Raw genomic sequence first — 18,722 nt, 5'->3', positions numbered from 1 at the left:
CATGACCCACACCGCGATGGACCGCTTCTACAGTGTGATTCCGGCCGGCGGCATCGGCTCGCGCCTGTGGCCTCTCTCCCGGGCGGATGCGCCCAAGTTTCTGCACGACCTCACCGGCAGCGGCCAGACCATCTTGCGCGACACCTGGGATCGGCTTGCCCCGCTTGCCGGCGAGCAGCGCATCATGGTGGTCACCGGGCGCGCGCACCGCGCGGCCGTCGAGGAGCAGTTGCCGACGCTCGCCGACCCCAATGTCGTACTCGAGAGCGAGCCTCGGGATTCGACCGCCGCCATCGGGCTGGCCGCGGCGATCCTCGAGCGCCGCGAGCCCGGTGTGATCATCGGCTCATTCGCGGCGGACCACGTGATCAACAACCAGCGGCTGTTCCGTCAGGCGGTGGTGGAGGCCGCTGCGGCGGCTGACGCCGGCTACATCGCCCTGGTCGGCATCCAGCCCACCGAACCGGCCATCGGCTTCGGCTACATCCACACCGGTGGCGCCACCGACATCGCGGGGGCGCCGAGCGCGCTCGCCGTGGACTCCTTTGTGGAGAAGCCCGACCTGAAGACCGCCGTGCGCTACGTCGCAGGCGGCGACTACCTCTGGAACGCCAGCATGTTCATCAGCCGGGCCGATCGGCTGCTCGAAGAGATCGGCCGCTCCGAGCCGGAGATGCTCGCGGGTCTGCTGGAGCTCGCGGAAGTCTGGGACGACCCCGCCGCACGAGGCCCCGTCGTCGACCGGGTCTGGCCCGCCCTGAAGAAGATCGCCATCGACTACGCCGTCGCAGAACCCGCGGCGGCGGCGGGCCGACTCGTGGTGGTTCCCGGTCACTTCGACTGGGACGACGTGGGCGACTTCGCCTCGCTCTCTCGTCTCAACTCGGGCGGTCGCAAGAGTGACCTGGCCATTCTCGGCGCCGATGCGCGCGTGCTGGCGGATGCCTCCAGCGGCATCGTGGTCAGCCAGACCAAGCGGGTGATCAGTCTCATCGGCGTGCGAGACATCGTCGTCGTCGATACGCCCGACGCGCTGCTCGTCACAACAAGCGAGAATGCACAACGGGTCAAGGCCGTTGTCGACGCGCTGCGGCTCTCGGGCTCCAGCGACGTGCTCTGAGGCGACCTCGCGTCGAGCCCCGTCGCATCCGACTTTTGAGCATCCCCCATTCGCGGGTGGCCCGCGGATGCCAGTCAAACAGCGAGAGCGCGCCGTGCTCAAATGAGCAGTGCAAAAGGGCGTCGCGTTTGTAACGCTTACGTGAAGATGCCGAGTGACTCGCCTGAACATTGCGTAACACTCGGTAACGTTATGCACACATCGGCGCGTGGATGCGCGCCAGCACCCTGGAGGACACCTTGACAATCACAGCCCGAAAGGTCGGCCTCGCCGGCCTGGCCGCTGCCGGCGTTATCGCGCTGTTCGCGGCCTGCGCACCCGCACCGACGTCGAACAACGAGTCGAGCGGCCCGAAGAAGAGCGACTTTCTTCCCTGCATGGTTTCGGACGCCGGTGGGTTCGACGACCACTCGTTCAACCAGTCCAGCTACGAAGGACTGACCAGCGCGGCTAAGGACCTCGGCATCAGCTTCAAGAAGGCCGAGTCGAAGAACGCCAACGACTACGGCCCCAACATTCAGAGCATGGTCGACCAGAACTGCAGCCTGATCATCTCCGTCGGCTTCAACCTGAAGGATGCGACTGAGAAGGCGGCGAAGGCCAACCCCGACATCGATTTCGCCACCGTGGATGACAACGAGATCAAGGCAGACAACGTTCGCCCGATTATCTTCGACACCGCCCAGGCGGCGTTCCTCGGCGGCTATGCGGCGGCGAGCTACTCGAAGACCGGCGTCGTCGGAACCTTCGGCGGCATGCAGTTCCCGACCGTCACCATCTTCATGGACGGCTTCGCCGATGGTGTGAAGTACTTCAACGAACAGAAGAAGAAGGACGTCAAGGTCATCGGCTGGAACGTCGACAAGCAGACCGGTTCCTTCACCGGTGGCTTCGACGCCAACGACACGGCCAAGCAGGCGGCCAAGGCGATCATCGACCAGAACGTCGATGTGCTGATGCCCGTCGGCGGCCCGATCTACCAGAGCGCAGCCCAGGCCATCAAGGACTCCGGCAAGGACATCGCGCTCATGGGCGTCGACTCCGACGTCTACGTCTCCGACCCCACGGTGAAGGCGCTCCTGCTCACCTCGGTCATGAAGGGTCTGAACTCCGCGACAGCAGCCGTCGTCAAGGATGCCGCCAACGGCAAGTTCAGCAACACGCCGTACGTCGGCACGCTGAAGAACGACGGCGTGGGGCTCGCCTCGTTCCACGACTTCGCGTCGAAGGTTGACCCCGGCCTGCAGGGCGAACTCGACAAGATCAAGGCCGGCATCATCGACGGGTCGATCACGGTCACCTCGCCGTCGTCGCCCAAGCAGTAGCGGGCGCGTCGATCACGGCACTGCTCATGCGGGGAGGCCAGCGAATGCTGGCCTCCCCGCACCATTTGGCGCGGACGTGATGGCCATCGTGCTCATCTGAGCACACACTGACATATGCGCACGAAGGTAGGGTGAGTAGGCGCAACGCCGCGCCACGACCGCCCTGTGCGGCCCCTCCAACGCCCACCCGCACGGGCAGCAGAGAAGGAAACAGCATGAAGCTCGAGCTTCGCGGCATCACGAAGAGATTCGGTGCCCTGGTCGCCAACGACCACATTGACCTGACGGTCGAACCGGGAGAGATCCATTGTCTGCTCGGCGAGAACGGTGCAGGCAAGTCCACCCTCATGAACGTGTTGTACGGCCTGTACCAGGCCGATGACGGCGAGATCCTGCTGGATGATGCGGTGCAGCACTTCAGCGGCCCCGGTGACGCGATGGCGGCCGGCATCGGCATGGTGCACCAGCACTTCATGCTGATCCCCGTATTCACGGTGGCCGAGAACGTGATGCTGGGCAACGAGCAGACCACGTTCGGCGGTCGCCTCGATCTCAATGCAGCGCGAGAGAGGGTGCGCGAGATTTCCGCCCGCTTCGGTTTCGATGTCGATCCGGATGCTCTCGTCGAAGATCTTCCCGTCGGCGTGCAGCAGCGCGTCGAGATCATCAAGGCGCTCTCGCGTGACGCGAAAGTACTCGTGTTCGACGAACCCACGGCCGTGCTCACGCCGAAGGAGACCGACGAGCTCATGGAGATCATGCGCCAGCTCAAGGAGTCGGGCACAGCCATTGTCTTCATCACGCACAAATTGCGGGAGGTGCGTGAGGTTGCCGACCGCATCACGGTCATCCGGCTCGGAAAGGTCGTCGGAGAGGTCGAGCCGACCGCGACGAACACCGAGATGGCCTCCATGATGGTCGGTCGCGCGGTCGAGCTGACCGTGCACAAAGAGCCGGCGCATCCGGGCGCAGCCGCACTCGTGGTCGAGAACCTTTCTGTTATCGACCCGCTCGGTCAGCTGGTCGTCAATCGCGTCTCGTTCGACGTGAAAGCCGGCGAGATACTCGCGATCGCGGGGGTGCAGGGCAACGGCCAGACCGAGCTCACCGAGGCGCTGCTCGGCCTGCAGCCGCGCGTCACCGGCAGCATTTCGCTTGATGGAAAGCCCTTGGTGGGGCTCAGCGTGCGACGTGTGCTCGATGCGGGGGTCGGGTTCATTCCCGAGGACCGCAACGAAGACGGGCTCGTCGAGGAGTTCACCATCTCTGAGAATCTCATGCTGGACCGGTCCACGGGAGAGCCGTTCGTCAAGGCCGGAAACCTGCAGCTCGGCTACCTGGCCGAGTTCGCCGAAGCGAAGGTTCGCGAGTTCGATGTGCGCGCCCAGGGAATCGAGACCAAGGTCGGTCGCCTCTCCGGTGGCAACGCGCAAAAGGTGGTGCTTGCCCGCGAGCTGAGCCGCGATCTGCGCCTCTTCGTGGCCGCGCAGCCGACGCGCGGCCTCGATGTCGGTTCGATCGAATTCGTGCACAAGCGCATTGTCGCGACGCGGGATGCCGGGCTGCCGGTGATAGTGGTCTCGACGGAACTCGACGAGGTTGCAGCGCTGGCCGATCGCATCGCCGTCATGTATCGCGGCGGCATCGTCGGAATCGTGCCGGGAGACACCCCCCGTGACGTGCTCGGTCTCATGATGGCCGGAGAACGTCCGATGAACGCAGGAGTCGCGGCATGAGCCAGAGCGAAACGGCGCTGAAGACCGGCGCCACACCCACCCCCGAAGCGCCGTCGCGCTGGAACACGGCAATGCGCGACATCCTTGGCGGCAGCGTGATCATCTCGATACTCGCCGTGGTCATCGCCCTGGTGATAGGCGCGATCCTCATTGCGTTCACCGACCCGACCGTGCAGAAGGCGGCAGGATACTTCACCTCACGGCCGTCTGACACCTTCCAGGCCATCTGGAACTCGGTCTCGAGCGCGTATATCTCGCTCTTCCAGGGCTCGATCTACAACTTCCGGCGTCCGGGATTCGCCGCGGGCATCCGGCCTCTCATGGAGACCCTCACCTTCGCGACGCCGCTCATCGCCGGCGGCCTCGGCGTGGGCCTCGCGTTCCGCGTGGGCATGTTCAACATCGGCGGTCGCGGCCAGATTCTCATCGCCGCCGGATGCGCGGGCTGGGTCGGCTGGTCATTCTCGCTTCCTCCGGTTCTGCACCTGGTGGTCGCGATAGCGGCCGGTCTCATCGGCGGCGCGCTCTGGGGCGGCATCGCCGGACTGCTCAAGGCGCGCACCGGAGCACACGAGGTCATCGTGACCATCATGCTCAACTACGTTGCCTTCTACCTGCTCTCGTTCTTTCTGCGCACCCCCGGCCTGTTTCAGGCGCCGGGTTCGAACAACCCCAAGTCGCCAGCCATGCACTCCAACGCGATCATGCCGTCGCTGTTCGGCAGTCAGTACAACCTCACCTGGGCGTTCGTCATAGTCATAGCTGCCACCGTGTTCGTCTGGTGGCTACTCAACCGTTCGTCGCTCGGCTTTCGTTTTCGCGCGGTCGGTGAGAACCCGAATGCGGCGCGAGTCGCGGGCATTGACGTCAAGAACGTGTATTTCGTGGCCATGCTGATCTCTGGTGCGCTTCTCGGTTTCGCCGGAGTGAACCAGGCCCTGGGCACGTTCCCGCAGGGCATCACCGCCGACCTGGATGCAAGCATTGGCTTCGATGCCATCACGGTAGCTCTGCTCGGGCGATCGCGCCCGTGGGGCACGTTCGTGGCCGGGTTGCTTTTCGGCGCCCTCAAGGCCGGAAGTTTCACGATGCAGGCGGCGAACAACATTCCGATCGACATCGTGCTCGTTGTGCAGTCACTGATTGTGCTGTTCATTGCCGCCCCACCACTCATCCGTGCGATCTTCAGGCTGCCCACGCCGGGAGCCGCACCGAAGAGACAACGACCCATCGTGACGAAGGAGGTGGTGGCCAAATGAGCACAGCAGCATCCACCTCGGAGCAGAACGCCGGGCCGATCGCTCTCGAGAGAACCCAGATCAAGAGCTGGAAGGCTCCCATCGCGCTGGGGGTGTTCGCGGTCATCGCCGTGGTGCTCTTCATCGGCATCCCACGCGAGGGACAGAGCAGCTTTCGTTTCACCGAACCCGGTGACGCCATAGCGCTGCCCAACCTCGTCGTGCCGACGCACGCCACCGGCGTCATCGTCGCCATCCTGCTCGTGATTCTGGCGGCGCTCAGCGTCTGGCTGATCTGGAAGCGCGGCGCCTCGAGCCTCTGGCTCGTGATCGTGTTCGCCGTGGTGTTCATGTTCGGGTTCCTGAGTTGGGCTGCGGCCAACCACACCGTGCCATTCACCGGGTTGCTGCTGGGCAGTGTGAGCCTGTCGGTGCCACTCGTCTTCGGCGCGCTCGGCGGTGTCATCTCCGAACGGGCCGGTGTCGTCAACATTGCCATCGAGGGCCAGTTGCTCGCGGGGGCTTTTGTCTCGGCCGTTGTCGCATCCGTCACCCACAACGTGTTCGCCGGACTTGTCGGCGCCATGGTGGCGGGCGTGCTCGTCTCCTTCGTGCTGGGTGCGTTCGCCATCAAGTACCTCGTGGACCAGGTGATTGTCGGCGTCGTGTTGAACGTGCTCGTGACGGGACTCACCAGCTTCCTGTTCTCGCAGGTGCTGTCGGCGAATACGCCGCTGCTGAACGACCCGCCCCGACTCAGCCGGCTGCCGATCCCGCTGCTCAGCGACATTCCTGTTGTCGGGCAGGTGCTCTTCAACCAGTCATTGATCGTCTATCTCATGTACCTCGCCGTTTTCCTGGTGTGGTTCGGCCTGTTTCGCACCCGCTGGGGGCTGCGGATGCGAGCCGTTGGTGAGCATCCGACCGCGGCCGATACCGTCGGCATCAACGTGACCGGGACTCGATTCTGGAACGTGGCGCTTGCCGGCGCTGTCGCGGGTCTCGGCGGTGCGTACTTCACCCTGGTCTCGGCGCCGGCCTTCGGCAAGGAGATGACGGCGGGCGCGGGGTTCATCGCCCTGGCGGCCGTGATATTCGGTCGATGGCATCCGGTGAGGGCCACGCTCGCCGCGCTGTTGTTCGGCTTCGCCTCGTACCTGCAGACCACGCTCGGCGTCATCGGATCGCCCGTGCCGAGCGAGTTCATGCTGATGCTGCCCTACGTGGTCACGATCTTCGCCGTGGCCGGGCTCGTCGGCCTCTCCAGGGCGCCTGCCGCAGACGGAAAGCCGTACATCAAATCATGAGTTCATTCGACAGCGTTCCCTCCAACGGCGATATCGACTGGGGGGCGTTGCGCTCGGCCGCGGCCGAGGCCATGTCTCACGCCTACGTGCCGTACTCGACGTTTCCTGTCGGGGCGGCTGCGCTGGTCAGCGACGGTCGAGTGATCTCCGGATGCAACGTGGAGAATGCCAGCTACGGGCTCACCCTGTGTGCCGAGTGCGGCCTCGTCTCCACGCTGCATGCCACCGGCGGCGGTCACCTCGTGGCCTTCACCTGTGTGGATGGCAACGGCAACGTGCTGATGCCGTGCGGCCGCTGTCGGCAGTTGCTCTTCGAGCACGCGCTGCCGGGAATGCTGCTGGAAACGGTGTCGGGCATCCGCACCATCGACGAGGTGTTGCCGGATGCGTTCGGCCCTCGTCAACTCAACGAATACGGAACGGAACGCGCATGACTCAGCCGACGCCCGCGATCGAGGCGTTCGACGCCGTCGACCTGATTCACGCCAAGCGTGACAGCGGCGAGCTCTCCACCGAGGAGATCAACTGGCTCGTCGACGCGTACACGCGCGGCTACGTCGGTGACGAGCAGATGGCCGCCATGACCATGGCGATATTCCTCAACGGCATGGGCCGTCGCGAGATCAAAGACCTCACGATGGCCATGATCGCCAGCGGTGAACGCATGAGCTTCGGCGCGCTCGGCAAGCCCACGAGCGACAAGCACTCCACCGGCGGGGTCGGCGACAAGATCACCCTGCCGCTGGCGCCGCTCGTTGCGGTATTCGGGGTTGCCGTGCCGCAACTCTCCGGGCGCGGCCTCGGCCACACCGGCGGCACCCTCGACAAGCTCGAGTCGATTCCCGGCTGGCGAGCCGAGATCAGCAACGAGGAGATGTTCGCCCAGCTCGGCGACGTCGGCGCCGTCATCTGCGCGGCCGGCAGCGGTCTCGCTCCCGCCGACAAGAAGCTCTATGCCCTGCGCGACATCACGGGAACCGTCGAGGCGATCCCGCTCATTGCCTCCTCGATCATGTCCAAGAAGATCGCCGAGGGCACCGGGGCTCTTGTGCTCGACGTGAAGTTCGGCTCGGGAGCCTTCCTCAAAGACATCGAGCGCTCGCGGGAGTTGGCACGCACGATGGTGGAGCTGGGCACGGATGCCGGTGTCGCGACATCCGCCCTGCTCACCAACATGAATGTGCCGTTGGGCCGTGCAATTGGCAACGCCAACGAGGTGCGTGAGTCTGTTGAGGTTCTCGCCGGGGGTGGACCCGCGGATGTCGTGGAGCTCACCATCGCGCTGGCTCGCGAGATGCTCGCCCTGGCCGGGCAGCCCGATGCGGATGTCGAGGCCGCGCTGGCCGACGGCCGTGCCATGGACACCTGGCGCGCCATGATCTCGGCGCAGGGCGGCGATCCCGACGGGGCGCTGCCGGTGGCCCGGGAGACGCACACGGTTCTCGCGGACCGCGACGGCGTGCTCGTCGAGCAGCAGGCGCTGCCGTTCGGGATCGGTGCGTGGAGGCTGGGCGCGGGTCGCGCCCGCAAGCAGGATCCGGTGCAGCACGCGGCGGGCATCGACCTGCACGCCAAACCGGGCGATACGGTGCGTGCCGGCGAGCCGCTGTTCACCCTGTCGGCGGATGAGCCGGCTCGCTTCGAGCGCGCGCTCGCGGCCCTCGAGGGCGCCTGGCGCATCGGTTCAGCCGACGAACCCGTGCTCGACGGCGGCCCCCTCATCGCCGACCGCATCACAAGCGCGTAGCGCGGCGTGCGCGCCGGGCGTGTCGGGGCATCCGCCCGGTAGATTAGAGGGATGAACACCCCCCACGAGGAATTCCTGCTCGCCGACGGTGGCGTCGACATCCGTGCACTGCCGAAGGTGTCGCTGCATGACCATCTCGACGGCGGGTTGCGCCCGCAGACCATCATCGAACTGGCGGATGCCATAGGCCTCGACGTTCCCGAAACCGACGCCCACGAGTTGGGCGCCTGGTTCGCGAGCCAGTCAAATTCGGGCAGCCTGGTCGAGTACCTCAAGACGTTCGACGTGACCACCGCCGTCATGCAGACCCACGAGGGTTTGGCGCGCGTGGCGCGCGAGTTCGTGCAGGATCTCGGCGCCGACGGCGTGATCTGCGGTGAGGTGCGCTGGGCTCCCGAGCAGCACCTCGGTCGCGGTCTCACCCTCGATCAGGTGGTCGAGGCCGTGCAGGAAGGAATCGAGGAGGGCATCGACGATGTGCGGCACACGGGCCGTGACATTCGCGTCGGCCAGCTCGTCTCGGCCATGCGGCACACGGGAGACGGTCTCGAGATCGCCAAGCTGGCGGTGCGGCACCGCGATCGTGGCGTCGTCGGCTTCGATATCGCCGGCCCCGAGGCGGGTTTCCCGGCAGGCAATCTGCGCGCGGCATTCGACTACCTCGCAGCCAACTTCTTTCCGGCGACGGTGCACGCGGGCGAGGCGGACGGGCTGGAGAGCATCCGCGGGGCCATTCTCGACGGGCGTGCGCTGCGTCTCGGCCATGGCGTGCGACTGGCAGAAGACCTCACGATCGAGCGCCAGGACGACGAGAACACCTATGTTTCGCTCGGTGAACTCTCGCAGTGGGTGAAGGATCGTGAGATAGCGCTCGAGACGAGCCCGTCGTCCAATCTGCAGACGGGCGCCATCGCCCAGTGGGGCACCGAGCTCGTCGACCATCCCTTCGATCTGCTCTACCAGCTCGGCTTCCGGGTGACGGTCAACACCGACAACCGGCTCATGAGCGGCACCTCCCTCACGAAGGAACTCGCGCTCCTGGCTGAGGCCTTCGACTACGACCTCACCGATCTCGAGGTCTTCCAGTTGAACGCCGCGGCGGCCGCGTTCCTGCCACTGGAAGATCGCGAGGAATTGGCCGAGGACATCTCGGCGGGATTCGCCGACGTCTGAGCCGGATTCCCAGCCAGTCGCACTACGCTGAAAAACATGCACTTGCCGCCTCTGCCCGACACGGCCGTCACGCTCGGGGCAACCGCTTCCGATTGGCGCGCCGCCGTGGCCCTGGCCGGGCAGGCGCTTGAGCGTTCGGGTGCGACGACACCCGAATACAGCAACCGCATGGCCGAGGTCATTGACGAGTTCGGTGCCTATGTCGTCATCGCCCCGGGGCTCGCGCTCGTGCACGCGCGGCCCGGCCCCGATGTGCTCGCCGATGGTCTCGCGGTCGTGACGCTCGCGAATGCGGTGACCTTCGGGCATCCGCACAACGACCCGGTCGGCGTGGTGATAGGGCTCGCCGTCAGCGATCCGGATGCACACGTCACGAGCGTGGCCGGTCTGGCCAATGTATTCAACGACCCTGCCGCGATCCCGGCGCTTGCCGCCGCCCAGTCTGTGCAGGAAGTGCAGCAGATCATGGCGGCGGGGGAGGCGGTCGCACGATGAAGATTGTGGCGATCTGTGGGGCTGGCGTGGGAACATCCGCGATTCTGAAGTTGAATGCGGAGCGCGCACTGCAGCGGCTCGACATCGAGGCGGATGTGACGGCATCGGATGTCGCGGGCGTTGCCATCGCGGCGGCCAGTGCGCAGGTCATTCTGACCTCGCCAGAACTTGTCGAGAAGATCGGTGCCACGAACGCCGACGTCGTGGTGATCATCAACTACTTCGACATCGACGAGATCGAGGCGAAGCTGGAGATCGCGGTCGGCTGACCGCACGAAAGATCAGTTGATGATCGCGCGGATGCCTTCGGCCAGCTCGCGCAGGCGCCCCTCGGCCGCGTCGCGTCGCTCGTCAAACGTGCCCTCCGTGCTCGAGACGTCGATGTAGATCTTCAGCTTCGGCTCGGTGCCGCTGGGCCGCACTATGACGCGGGAACCGTCTTGCAGCCAGAACCGCAGCACGTCGCTGGGCGGCAGCGACTCGAAGCCCTGCTCGAGGTCGTCGATGTGGCGTACGCCGATCTCGCCGATGTGCGTCGGTGGCGACTGGCGCAGATTGCCCATCACTTGGGCGATCTGGCTGAGATCGGTGACCCGAACCGAGATCTGGTCGGAGGCGAAATAGCCGAAGTGTTCGGCGAACTGGCCCAGCCGTTGCTCGATGGTGAGCCCCGCGTTGTGCAGACGGGTCGCGAGGGCCAGGAACAGTACTGCCGCCGAGATGCCGTCTTTGTCACGCACCGTCTCCGGATTCACCAGGTAGCCGAGTGCCTCCTCGAAACCGAAGATCAGGTGCGGGGCGCGGGAGACCCATTTGAAGCCGGTGAGGGTCTCCGCAAAGTCATGACCGTAGATCGTGGCAGCGCCAGCCAGAGCGGGCGAGGAGACGATGGAAACCGCGAGTGTGCCGTGCTCGCCGCGGTGGAAAGCATCCTTGGCGACCATCCAGCCGAGCAGCGCACCCACCTCGTTGCCACTGAGGCGACGGTAGCCGGACTCGGCCGCGGGGTCGGGAATGGCTATCGCGAGCCGGTCGGCATCCGGATCATTGGCGATGATGAGGTCGGCACCAACCTCGCGCGCCGTCTCGAACGCCAGGTCCATCGCGCCCGGTTCCTCGGGATTCGGAAACGCGACGGTGTGGAAGGTCGGGTCGGGGTCGATCTGTGCGGCAACCACGTGCGGGCGCGCGAACCCGGCAGCCTCGAACACGCTGGCGGCGGTCTCCCAGCCGACGCCGTGCATGGCCGTGTACACGACAGTGAGTTCGGATGCCGCGGCCGGCTCGGCAACCTCGGCGCGGTGCCGGCCTGGCGCGTTCTCCTCGGCCGCTGCCGGGTCGCCGGCGGCCCTCGTGGCTATCGCGGCGGTCTCGGCCACATACGCGTCGATCACAGCCTCGTCAGCGGTCTCGTAGGCATCCGATCGCGGCAACTCGGCGATGCTGCCCTCGGCTACGCGCAGAATGTGCGCCGCTATCTCGCCGTCGGCAGGGGGCACGATCTGCGAGCCGTGGTCGGCGCCGCCGAGGTACACCTTGTAGCCGTTGTCGTTCGGCGGGTTGTGGCTGGCCGTCACCATGACGCCGGCACTGACATCGAGATGCCGCACCGCGAAGGCGAGCACAGGGGTCGGCAGCAGGCGCGGCAGCAGAATGGCGCGCAGCCCGGCTCCCGCCATGATCTCGGCGGTGTCGCGGGCGAAAACGGCGGAGTTCTTGCGTCCGTCGTAACCGATGACGACGGACGCGATGGGCGCCGCGGTGGCACCGTCTGCCGGGGTTCCTGCGTCGGTGGCGGTGTCGGCTGCGCCGTCGGCGCCGTCGCGGTGCGTGTCCGGGGCACCGGCATCCGTGCCCGCCACCTGCTCGAGCAGATATGCGGCGAGGCCGGCCGCCGCCTGCGAGACGAGCACGCGGTTCATGCGGTTGGGTCCTGCGGCGATCTCGCCACGCAATCCGGCCGTACCGAAGGCGAGACGGGTGTCGAAACGCGCGTGCAGTTCGGTGATGGCCGCGCTCGCGTCGTCAGAATCAACGCTTTCTGCCGCATCTATCAGCACGGCCAGCTCGGCGCGGGTCTCGTCGTCGGGATCCTGTTCGAGCCAGGCGTGAGCATCCGCCAGCAGTTGGTCAATGTTGTTGTCGGTGTTGTTCGTGTCGTTCGTCATGGTCAGAGTGCCTCCACGATCTTCGCCAGCAGCGCACTGATCACGGGCTCGGCGGTGCGTCCCGCTTCGATGACCTCCGCGTGACTGAGCGGGGTCTTCTGAATGCCGGCGGCCAGATTGGTGATGAGCGACATGCCCAGCACCTCCATGCCGGCCTGGCGGGCGGCGATGGCCTCGAGCGCGGTAGACATGCCGACGATGTGGCCGCCGATGGACTTCGCCATCTGCACCTCGGCCGGGGTCTCGTAGTGCGGGCCGCGGAACTGGCAGTAGACGCCCTCATCGAGGCTCGGGTCGATGCCGCGGGCGATCTCGCGCAGACGGGAGGAGTACAGGTCGGTGAGATCGATGAAGGTCGCGCCCTCGAGCGGCGAGTCGGCGGTGAGGTTGATGTGGTCGCTGATGAGCACCGGGGTGCCGGGTTTCCAGTGCTCCTTGATGCCACCGGCGCCGTTGGTGAGAATCATGGTTTGGGCGCCCGTCGCGGCGGCGGTGCGCACGCTGTGCACGACACGGCGCACTCCGTGGCCCTCGTAGTAGTGAGTGCGGGCACCAATCACGAGGGCGTGCTTGCCATTCGGCAGCGCGATGGAGCGCAGCGTGCCCACGTGGCCGACGAGCGCGGGCTTGCCGAAGCCGACGACCTCCGTCGCCGCAATGGTGGCGACGGTCTCGCCGATCAGTTCGGCCGCTCGGGCCCAGCCGCTGCCCAGCGTGAGGGCGATGTCGTGCCGTTCAACGCCGGTCTTCTCGGCGATCTGTGCGGCCGCCTGGCGGGCGACATCGAACGGATCGGTGCCGGGCGCATCCAGCGGATTGCTCGTGATCTCAGACATCCCGCAATTCTAAGTCGACTGGTCGAAAACGACGGAGATTTGCGAGATTCGAGCCGGATGCGCATCCGCGCGCGCCAGCATCCGTCATTTCTCCGTCGTTTTGGTTCGTGCGCGTGCGGTGGTTTGTGGGGCTCACGTGGCTAAGGGAGAATGGGGGCATGGCCTATGAGTTCGAGCGCAAGCAACGTATCGCTGTACTCGGAGGCGGTCCCGGCGGATATGAGGCGGCCATCGCGGGCGCCCAGCTCGGGGCGGATGTCACGCTCGTCGAGCGCACCGGTGTCGGCGGCTCAGCGGTCATCACCGACGTCGTTCCGTCGAAGTCACTCATCGCCACCGCCGAGGCCACGAATTCGATTCGTGAGGCCACCGATCTTGGCGTGCAGTTCTTCAGCCGCACCGAGTCGGGCAAGGCGGTTCGTCCCGACGTGGCGGTCAACCTGGCCGCCGTGAACAAGCGGCTGCTCGGCCTCGCCCGCCAGCAGTCAGAAGACATGAAGTCCGAACTCATCCGCTCCGGCGTGCGCATCGTCACCGGTGAGGGACGCCTCGACGGCTCTGCAGCCCTCATCGTCTCCACCGCGACAGGCGACAGTGGAACCGATTTCGATCGCATCGAGGCCGACACGATCGTCGTCTCCGTGGGCGCGAGCCCGCGCATCCTGCCCTCTGCGCAACCCGACGGTGAGCGCATTCTCACCTGGACGCAGTTGTACGATCTGCCCTCCGTGCCCGAGCACCTCATCGTGGTTGGCTCGGGTGTCACCGGCGCGGAGTTCGCCTCGGCGTACACCGCTCTCGGCTCGAAGGTCACCCTCATCTCCAGCCGCGACCAGGTGCTGCCCGGTGAAGATGCGGATGCCGCGCGCGTCATCGAGAACGTCTTCAAGCGCAACGGCATGACGGTGTTGTCCAAGTCGCGCGCCGAATCGGTCGTGCGCAACGGTGACGGCGTGATTGCGACTCTCTCGGATGGTCGCACCGTCGAGGGCAGCCACTGTTTGATGGCCGTCGGGTCGATCCCGAACACGGCGGGCATCGGTCTTGAAGAAGCCGGGGTTCAGCTGACCGATTCCGGGCACATCCGGGTCAACCGGGTGGCGCGCACCTCGATGCCGAACATCTACGCCGCGGGGGACTGTTCCGATCTGCTGCCGCTGGCATCCGTGGCCTCGATGCAGGGTCGCGCGGCGATCTTCCATGCCATGGGCGACGCGGTGAACCCGATCGAGATTCGCAACGTCACCTCGAATATCTTCACCCAACCCGAGATCGCCACCGTCGGCTGGACGCAGAAGCAGATCGAAGAGGGCATCGCCCAGGGAGACATCTACAAGCTTCCGCTCAAGTCGAACCCGCGGGCCAAAATGCTGGGGTTGCGCGACGGATTCGTCAAACTCTTCGCGCGCACCGGTTCGGGTACCGTGATCGGCGGCGTCATCGTGGCGCCGAAGGCCAGCGAGCTCATCTTTCCGCTCGCGCTCGCGGTAGAGCACCGCCTCACGGTCGACCAGGTGGCGCGCGCGTTCACCGTGTACCCCTCGCTGACGGGCTCGATCTCCGAGGCCGCCCGCGCCATGCACATCGTTCTGTAGCTTCGCCTCCGCAGGTTGAGGAGCGAGGAACGAGCGTCTCGAAACCCCGCCGCGCGACCCGGGTTTCGAGACGAGGCCTCGTTCCTCGACCTCTCCTCAACCTGCAGAAGGGAAGGCTCAGACGATGTTGAGCAGCAGGTGCCCCGACGAGACGGTGGCGCCGACGGATGCGTTCAGTCCCGAGACCGTGCCGTCCTTGTGGGCGGTGAGCGGTTGCTCCATCTTCATCGCCTCGAGCACGAGAACCAGATCGCCCTTGACGACGTGGTCGCCATCGCCGACGGCGAGTTTCACGATGGTGGCCTGCATGGGGGCGGTGACGGAGTCACCCGTGGCCGTGTTGACGGTGCGGCCGCCGCCCCGGCGACGCGGAGCGGGCGCCGTGGCCACTCTGCCGCTGCCACCGAGCAGCGACACGGGAAGGCTCACCTGCACGCGCTTGCCCTCGACCTCGACGACAACACTGTGTCGTTCTGCCGCGGGCCGGCCTTCCTCCATCGCACCACTCCACGGCTCGATGCCGTTCACGAACTCAGTCTCGATCCAGCGGGTGTAGATACCGAACGGCTCGTCACCGGCGGGAGCGAACGCCGGGTCGCGCACCACGGCCCGGTGGAACGGCAGCACGGTCGGAAGGCCGGCCACCTCGAATTCGTCGAGCGCGCGCCTGGCGCGCTCGAGGGCATCCGCTCGGCTCGAACCGGTGACGATGAGCTTGGCCAGCAGCGAGTCGAACGCGCCGGAGATCTCGTCGCCGCTCTCGACGCCGCTGTCGACGCGAACGCCGGGGCCGCCGGCTGGCTTGAAGACGTGCACCGGGCCGGGGGAGGGAATGAAGCCGCGCCCTGCATCTTCACCGTTGATGCGAAATTCGAAGGAGTGACCACGCGGGGCCGGGTCGTCGTAGTCGAGAACGCCGCCCTCGGCGATGCGGAACTGCTCGCGCACCAGGTCGATGCCGGTGACCTCCTCCGACACCGGATGCTCCACCTGCAGCCGCGTGTTCACCTCAAGAAACGAGACGGTGCCGTCTTTGCCGATGAGAAATTCGCAGGTGCCGGCGCCCAGGTAGCCGACCTCTTTGAGTATCGCCTTCGACGAGCTGTAGAGCGCCTCGATCTGCTCGGCTGTGAGGAACGGGGCGGGCGCCTCCTCCACGAGTTTCTGGTGCCGTCGCTGCAGCGAGCAGTCACGCGTGGAGACGATCACGACGTTGCCGTGAGCATCCGCCAGACACTGGGTCTCAACGTGGCGCGGCTGATCGAGGTACTTCTCGACGAAGCACTCGCCGCGGCCGAATGCCGTGATGGCCTCGCGGGTGGCCGAGTCGAACAACTCGGGAATTTCCTCGCGGGTGCGCGCCACCTTGAGGCCGCGGCCGCCGCCGCCGAACGCCGCCTTGATGGCGACCGGCAGGCCGTACTGGTCCACGAAATCCAGAACCTCGGATGCGTCCGCCACCGGATTCAGAGTTCCGGGCGCCAGCGGGGCACCCACCTTCTCGGCCACGTGGCGTGCGGAGACCTTGTCTCCCAGCCGCTCGATGGCCTCGGGCGACGGGCCGATCCAGATCAGCCCGGCCTCGATCACGGCGCGCGCGAAGTCGGCGTTCTCGGCGAGGAAACCGTAGCCGGGGTGAATGGCGTCTGCGCCCGAGCGCCGTGCCACCGAGAGGATCTTGTCGATGACGAGATACGTCTCGGCGCTCGTGGTGCCGTCGAGGGCGTATGCCTCGTCGGCGAGGCGCACGTGCACGGCGTCACGATCCTGGTCGGCATAAACGGCGACGGAGGTGATTCCACTGTCTCTCGCGGCTCGAATGACGCGAACGGCGATCTCGCCGCGGTTGGCAATCAGGACCTTCGTAATTCGTGGCACAGTTCTCTAGCTTATTGCCCGAACGGCCGCACTTTTTGGACGAGCCCTACAAAGCTGGCTCAGGACGCAGTAGCGTTTCTACAATCAGCGCCGGTTCCAGAGGGCGGGCCACGAGACGCCCGCATCGAGAAAGAGTCGACGCAGGGTCGACAGCGAGAGGCCTATCACCGTGCTCGGGTCACCCTCGACGCGGGTAATGAACGGCCCGCCGAGGCTGTCGATGGTGAACGCCCCGGCGACCTTCAGCGGCTCGCCCGTGGCGATGTAGGCATCCACCTCGTCGTCGCCGATGTCGTCGGCAAAGGTCACATCGGCGGATGCGACGGCTCCGCCCGCGCGCGAGGCCCGCCCGCCGCGGTGGTCGATCAGCCAGTGCCCCGAATACAGCCGGCCCGTGCGCCCGCGCTGCAGGTTCCAGCGTTCGCGGGCGACCTCGGGTGTGTGCGGCTTTCCATAGATCACGCCGTCGAGTTCGAATGCCGAATCGCCGCCGAGAATGAATCCGTCGATCGGGGTGCCGTCGACCATCGCACCGACGACGGCCTCCGCCTTGGCCCGGGCCAGCAACTCCACCATCTCGCTTGTGCCGAGTGCACCGCGCTCGACCTCGGCGGCTGCGACGGCGGCAGGCTCGTCCACATTCGAGGCGATGAGCAGGGGTTCGATGCCGGCGGCGCGCAGCGTCGCGAGCCGGGCGGGTGAGGTCGAGGCGAGATACAGGCGCATGGCTACCGTTCGTTGTGAAATGCTCGACGCATGAGACGCACGAAGTTCCAGCCACCGCATGCCGCGTCCGGCACGAAGCACGCCGCCGACGCCGGTGCGGATGTCGGCAGCAGCGTCGGCAGCACCGTCGAGCTCGAGATTACCAACGTAGCCCACGGCGGTATCTTCGTCGCCCGGCACGAGGGGCGGGTGATCTTCGTGAGCGACACGATCCCCGGTGAGCGGGTGCTCGCACGCATCAGCGACGACAGCCATGCCGGGTTCTGGCGCGCCGAGCCGGTCGAGGTGCTGCACGGCTCGACGCACCGGCGCGCGCACGTGTGGGCGGAGGCATCCATCGACCGCGATCCTGTCGAACGCGCCGGTGGCGCCGAGTTCGGACACATCGAGTTGGCGCACCAGCGCGAGCTCAAGCGCCAGGTGCTGACGGATGCTCTGAGCCGCATGGCTCACCTCGACCGCGAGGTGAGCGTGGAAGCGGCCGACGGCGACGACGCGGTCAACGGCCTCGCGTGGCGCACCCGTGTGCGTCTGCACGTGGCAGACGACGGCACACTCGGGCCCTACGCGGCGCGTTCGCGTCACGTCATCGACGTCGCATCGCTGCCGCTCGCCACCGCTGCGGTGCAGGATGCGTCCCCGCTCGGGCAGAGCTTCGCCGGGGCGGAATCCGTTGACGTCGTTGCCGCGGGTGACGGATCGGCGCACGTGATGGTCACCCCTCGCGAGGAACGCCGCCGCGGCCGGGTCGCACCGGCCGCGCTCATTCGTGAACGCGTGGCCGACCGGGAGTTCCGGCTCGACGCTGCCGGCTTCTGGCAGGTGCACCACCGCGCCGCGGAAACGCTGTACCGGGCCGTGCAGGAGACGGTGGACGGTGAACTGTTCGATCCTCGCGCCGCCAATCTCGACCTGTACGGCGGCGTCGGCCTGCTCGCCGCGGCCCTCGGTGATCGCTTCGGCAGCAGCACTCGCGTCACCAGCGTGGAGTCGAGCACGCAGGCGACGGACTTCGCGGGTCAGAATCTCTCGGACTGGGTTGGCGCCCGGGCGGTCACCGATCGCGTCGACCGCTATCTGCAGCGTGAGCTGCGCACCGCAAGCGCCGCCGAACGTTCCCGGATGCGTGCGGCCACGGTCATTCTCGACCCGCCGCGATCCGGGGCGGGCAAGCAGGTCGTCGCCCAGCTGGCCGAACTGCATCCGGCGCAGCTGGTGTACGTGGCCTGTGATCCTGTGGCGCTCGCGCGCGACATCGCCCTGTTCGCGGCGCGCGGCTACGAGTTGCGCTCGCTGCGCGCGTTCGACCTGTTTCCGCACACGCACCACCTCGAGGCGATTGCGCTGCTCACCCCCACCGGGTAGCGCGAGACTGCCA

General features: G+C 66.5%; 16 protein-coding genes. 12 read left to right on the top strand and 4 right to left on the bottom strand.

The window, feature by feature from the left end:
- Position 1: 1 nt before the first annotated feature.
- From ASC63_RS00805 to ASC63_RS00760, 10 genes are all read left to right on the top strand, one after another.
- On the top strand, positions 2–1,120 hold the full coding sequence (locus ASC63_RS00805) for a mannose-1-phosphate guanylyltransferase (protein WP_055808820.1): 1,119 nt from the start codon (positions 2–4) through the stop codon (positions 1,118–1,120).
- Between the two features lie 239 nt (positions 1,121–1,359).
- Positions 1,360–2,445, top strand: coding sequence for a BMP family lipoprotein (locus ASC63_RS00800; protein ID WP_082487632.1), 1,086 nt, complete (start codon positions 1,360–1,362; stop codon positions 2,443–2,445).
- Between the two features lie 215 nt (positions 2,446–2,660).
- Complete coding sequence (locus tag ASC63_RS00795; RefSeq protein ID WP_055808817.1) at positions 2,661–4,181, top strand: ABC transporter ATP-binding protein; 1,521 nt, start codon at positions 2,661–2,663, stop codon at positions 4,179–4,181.
- The gene (locus ASC63_RS00790) at positions 4,178–5,440 is read left to right on the top strand and encodes an ABC transporter permease (protein WP_055808815.1); all 1,263 of its coding nucleotides are present in this window, start codon (positions 4,178–4,180) and stop codon (positions 5,438–5,440) included. Before ASC63_RS00795 ends, ASC63_RS00790 begins: the two co-directional genes overlap by 4 nt.
- Positions 5,437–6,726 carry an ABC transporter permease gene (locus ASC63_RS00785; RefSeq protein ID WP_055808813.1) on the top strand — a complete coding sequence of 430 codons (1,290 nt, stop codon included), beginning with the start codon at positions 5,437–5,439 and terminating at the stop codon, positions 6,724–6,726. Before ASC63_RS00790 ends, ASC63_RS00785 begins: the two co-directional genes overlap by 4 nt.
- Complete coding sequence (locus tag ASC63_RS00780; protein ID WP_055808811.1) at positions 6,723–7,160, top strand: cytidine deaminase; 438 nt, start codon at positions 6,723–6,725, stop codon at positions 7,158–7,160. Before ASC63_RS00785 ends, ASC63_RS00780 begins: the two co-directional genes overlap by 4 nt.
- Positions 7,157–8,473 (top strand): thymidine phosphorylase, encoded by a 1,317-nt coding sequence (locus tag ASC63_RS00775; RefSeq protein ID WP_055808808.1) that lies wholly within the window; start codon positions 7,157–7,159, stop codon positions 8,471–8,473. The genes ASC63_RS00780 and ASC63_RS00775 overlap by 4 nt, the downstream gene beginning before the upstream one ends.
- Before the next feature lie 51 nt (positions 8,474–8,524).
- Positions 8,525–9,646, top strand: a complete 1,122-nt coding sequence (locus tag ASC63_RS00770; RefSeq protein ID WP_055808806.1) for an adenosine deaminase — start codon at positions 8,525–8,527, stop codon at positions 9,644–9,646.
- A gap of 36 nt (positions 9,647–9,682) precedes the next feature.
- Entirely contained in the window at positions 9,683–10,141 is a 459-nt protein-coding gene (locus ASC63_RS00765; protein ID WP_055808805.1) for a PTS sugar transporter subunit IIA, read from the top strand.
- On the top strand, positions 10,138–10,410 hold the full coding sequence (locus tag ASC63_RS00760; RefSeq protein ID WP_055808803.1) for a PTS sugar transporter subunit IIB: 273 nt from the start codon (positions 10,138–10,140) through the stop codon (positions 10,408–10,410). Before ASC63_RS00765 ends, ASC63_RS00760 begins: the two co-directional genes overlap by 4 nt.
- Positions 10,411–10,422: 12 nt before the next feature.
- Here the strand turns inward: ASC63_RS00760 and ASC63_RS00755 are convergent, their stop codons facing one another.
- Entirely contained in the window at positions 10,423–12,309 is a 1,887-nt protein-coding gene (locus tag ASC63_RS00755) for a phospho-sugar mutase (RefSeq protein WP_055808801.1), read from the bottom strand.
- Positions 12,310–12,311: 2 nt separating this feature from the next.
- Positions 12,312–13,145, bottom strand: coding sequence for a purine-nucleoside phosphorylase (locus ASC63_RS00750; protein WP_055808796.1), 834 nt, complete (start codon positions 13,143–13,145; stop codon positions 12,312–12,314).
- A gap of 158 nt (positions 13,146–13,303) precedes the next feature.
- Between ASC63_RS00750 and ASC63_RS00745 the strand changes: the two genes are divergently transcribed.
- Positions 13,304–14,740: an NAD(P)H-quinone dehydrogenase gene (locus tag ASC63_RS00745; protein WP_055808794.1), complete on the top strand. Its 1,437-nt coding sequence runs from the start codon at positions 13,304–13,306 to the stop codon at positions 14,738–14,740.
- A gap of 117 nt (positions 14,741–14,857) precedes the next feature.
- On the opposite strand, the gene ASC63_RS00740 is transcribed toward ASC63_RS00745, so the two are convergent.
- Together ASC63_RS00740 and ASC63_RS00735 are read right to left on the bottom strand one after the other, a co-directional pair.
- Positions 14,858–16,618: an acetyl/propionyl/methylcrotonyl-CoA carboxylase subunit alpha gene (locus tag ASC63_RS00740; RefSeq protein ID WP_055808792.1), complete on the bottom strand. Its 1,761-nt coding sequence runs from the start codon at positions 16,616–16,618 to the stop codon at positions 14,858–14,860.
- 84 nt (positions 16,619–16,702) lie between these two features.
- A complete protein-coding gene (locus ASC63_RS00735) occupies positions 16,703–17,344 on the bottom strand; it encodes a Maf family protein (RefSeq protein ID WP_055808790.1) in 642 nt (213 codons plus the stop codon).
- Positions 17,345–17,374: 30 nt separating this feature from the next.
- Here ASC63_RS00735 and ASC63_RS00730 point away from each other — a divergent pair, with 30 nt between their 5' ends.
- Positions 17,375–18,709, top strand: a complete 1,335-nt coding sequence (locus ASC63_RS00730; RefSeq protein WP_082486967.1) for a class I SAM-dependent RNA methyltransferase — start codon at positions 17,375–17,377, stop codon at positions 18,707–18,709.
- Positions 18,710–18,722: the final 13 nt, after the last annotated feature.

This window comes from Leifsonia sp. Root112D2, from assembly GCF_001424905.1.
Classification (GTDB): domain Bacteria; phylum Actinomycetota; class Actinomycetes; order Actinomycetales; family Microbacteriaceae; genus Root112D2.
The sequence above is the reverse complement of the archived record's forward strand: the minus strand, read 5'-3'. Positions and strand labels throughout refer to the sequence as shown.